At 50.6% G+C, this 2486-nt stretch carries 1 protein-coding gene and 2 pseudogenes; 2 read left to right on the top strand and 1 reads right to left on the bottom strand.

The genetic code is table 11. The features are described 5' to 3' along the window. Positions 1 to 325, top strand: a pseudogene (locus VB081_RS11690) (hypothetical protein); the annotation flags it as partial. Between the two features lie 66 nt (positions 326 to 391). Here the strand turns inward: VB081_RS11690 and VB081_RS11695 are convergent. After that, the gene (locus VB081_RS11695; protein ID WP_323400989.1) at positions 392 to 1933 is read right to left on the bottom strand and encodes a PucR family transcriptional regulator; all 1542 of its coding nucleotides are present in this window, start codon (positions 1931 to 1933) and stop codon (positions 392 to 394) included. Between the two features lie 192 nt (positions 1934 to 2125). On the opposite strand from VB081_RS11695, the pseudogene VB081_RS11700 reads away from it, so the two are divergent. After that, a pseudogene (locus tag VB081_RS11700) lies at positions 2126 to 2486 on the top strand (uroporphyrinogen decarboxylase family protein); the annotation flags it as partial.

The following is a 2486-nucleotide window of genomic DNA, read 5'->3' on the forward strand; positions in this document are numbered from 1 at the left end:
CACGATCTCGGTTTTCGCCAGTATCACCATGACGGGAATCCGGCTGATTATGCAGCAGGGCCTGTCCATGAAGAACAGTGGCATCGTTGGTCTATCCATTGCCTTGGGCCTGGGGATTACCCAGGTGGAAGGCTGCCTGGATCAATTCCCAGCCTGGGTTGGCAGTATCTTTGGGGATTCCCCGGTCATCGTCGCTACCCTGGTAGCCATCATTCTGTATTTAGTCATTCCCAAGGAAGAATCGGATGTCCTGCCGGATGAAGCGGTACAGGAAGCGGAAGCCCATGCTGAATTAGAAGAAGAAATTTCAGAAGAAGTAAAATAAGCATCATCCCCTTTTCCACGATGAGGTTGTCCTGTTAACCATGAAAATGGCGGGGCAGCCTCTCTTTTATTTTCTTGAGGCTTTGAAATACCGGACGCTCTCCTCCTCCAAGGCATAGGACAAGAGCAAATCGAAGCGGACCTGCGGCTGGTCCAAATCGGCCCCGGTCAGTTTTTCAATACGGCTGATGCGATACAGAAGGGTGCTGCGATGGACATCCAGAAGCTCGGAGGTTCGGGTCAGGTTTCGTTCGTTTTCCAGATAGGTTTTCAGGGTTAGGTTTAACTCGGAGGTATGGGTTTGGTCGTATTCTTGAAGGATGAAAATCACCTTGCTGCACAGCAGCTCCCCCGGGAGATCGGACAGGGCCTTTTGGAGGATATAGGCGATGCGATAGTCCTCAAAGCGATAGCTCCAGAACATTTCCTGGCGTTTCCTCCCGGTATCGAAGGCGGCCATGGCCTGTCGGTAATAGTCCGGAAAATCCCGGAGGTCTGTGAATGGGGTGCTGACCCCGGCTTTAATCAGCCCTTCCCTCAGGATCACAGCAATCTGGGTCTGAAAGGTCAGACTATCCATTTCACTCAGGGTGCTGTTAATGAGCATAACGATGCACCGCCCATCGTAAAAGACACAGCTGTGGGGAAATTGATCCATGAGGCGGTTGCATCGATACTGGATGGCGTTGATATGGTCATCCTCCTCATTGGTGAAAAGGCAGGCGCAAAAATAAGTGTCCATGTAGGTCCAGCCATACTGCATGAGCTGGGTATCCATGGCCATTTGATCCACCTGGCCGGTCTCTATGAAGCCCCCTAGAAATCGGGGGAGGGAGTAGGCCTGCTTATACTCTGTCATTTCGATGACAGAGAGTGCCTCTGTCACCATCCCGGAAAAATAATCCAACAGCTCAAAATCGCTGGGTCGCAGGGATCGGTTGATTTCATTGATACAGATTCTCCCCCAATATTGGCCATTATTCCATAAATTCTCGTAGAGAATGCGGTAATTAAAGGTGGTATCCGGAAAAATCTTCGGCCCCTTGGTGGTCATGGTCTTAAGATAATCGGGATTGATTTTGAAGTTGTTGACGATCTCCAGGGGCAAGTAGTACTTTCCCCAGCGCTCATCGTATTCCCAGAGCTCCTCCTCGGGACGGCGGTTAACACAGGCCAGCTCGATAAAATTACAATCGTGCATGAACATTGAATTTTCAAAAACGATTTCGGCAATCTCAAAGAGCTCATAGAAGGAGGCATTGTTCTGAAGGGCCTGACGAAGGGCCGCCTCCCATTTGGCATACTTTAAAAACACCTGCTGGACTGCCTCCGCCAGCTGCAGCAGGGACAGCGTCTCCGGGAAAGTGAGGACGGTATTTCGGGCGAGGACCGCCGCCCCAGGTGTCCCCCGGCTAATCAGCCCACAGCCGGAAATTCCCTCGTCAAAATCCGCTCCCTCTGCCAGGTACAGACAATCCCCATCCATCGCCATCCCCTGACGATAGGACCGGGCCTGATACCATCCCCGCTTTCGATTTCTAGAATCTCCCAGGATCTGTCCGCCATAATCCATCAGCTCATCCTGAATGACAACCAAGGATATTTTCATTTGCTCCACCCCCTAAATCCCTTCCTACAAAATATAGGAATTCAACGCCAAAATTCATCCGTATTACGGACTTTACACCCACTCTTATAGAGAATATAATCATTTTATAAAGAAGTGTCAAGGTTTTCTTAACCAATACAGGTACAGTGCGGCCGTTTAAGAACTCGTCAAATTTAAGGAGGAAGTTGTATTATGCTATCCATCAAAGAGAATATGAGAGAAGTGATTTCCGGGGGAAATCCCGATCGTTTTGTCAAGCAATACGAGGGAATTGAATTTATTCTTTCGACCCCCTACGCCATGGCGTATCCCATGATGCCCGCCAAGCCGGGGGATGATGCAGTAAAATGCGGATGGGGTTACATGAACGCCTGGCCCGCAGGGGCTCCCGGTGCCTTTCCCCTCCACGATTCCGAGCATCTGGTCTGCCCCGATATCACTGAGTGGAAAAAATACGTCAAGGCCCCGGCGATCGACTACACCGAGGCAGACTGGAAACAATGCCGGGAGGATATGGCCAAGGTCAACCGGGATGAAAAATTCGTCGCCCCCC

Origin of the sequence: Christensenella sp. (assembly GCF_034927525.1) — a bacterium.
Lineage (GTDB): Bacteria > Bacillota > Clostridia > Christensenellales > Christensenellaceae > Christensenella.

What these genes read in the sequence shown, in the direction of transcription:
- VB081_RS11695 (WP_323400989.1), bottom strand. Translation starts at nt 1,933, where the DNA reads ATGAAAATATCCTTGGTTGTCATTCAGGATGAGCTGATGGATTATGGC.